Origin of the sequence: Halomonas sp. ND22Bw, from assembly GCF_003011945.1 — a bacterium.
Classification (GTDB): domain Bacteria; phylum Pseudomonadota; class Gammaproteobacteria; order Pseudomonadales; family Halomonadaceae; genus Halomonas; species Halomonas halophila.
The window spans coordinates 1-309 of sequence record NZ_PXWD01000536.1 but is presented as its reverse complement, the minus strand read 5'-3'; the positions used below and the strand labels follow the sequence as shown (position 1 = coordinate 309).

General features: G+C 72.5%; 1 protein-coding gene. It reads left to right on the top strand.

What is annotated here, in order from left to right; all coding sequences use genetic code 11:
- A partial coding sequence (locus CVH10_RS19265) for an ATP-binding cassette domain-containing protein (RefSeq protein ID WP_146143097.1) occupies positions 1-309 on the top strand: 309 nt, incomplete at both ends.

Sequence of the window (309 nt, the reverse complement as noted above, 5' to 3'; positions counted from 1 at the left end):
ACCGCCAGGAAGTGATCAGCCTGCTGGGGCGCAACGGCTCCGGGCGCTCCACCACGATGAAGGCCATCATGGGCCTGGTCGCCCCTTCCGCAGGCAGCGTTCGGCTGGACGGCCGCGAGCTGGCCGGTGCCCGGCCCTATGCCGTGTGCCGTGCCGGCATCGGCTACGTGCCCGAGGAGCGCGAGGTGTTCGCCAACCTCACGGTCGACGAGAACCTGACGGCGGTGGCGCGCCCCGGCCACTGGACGCCCGAACGCGCCTACGCCATGTTGCCGCGGCTGGCCGAGCGCAAGGGCAACCTCGGCACGC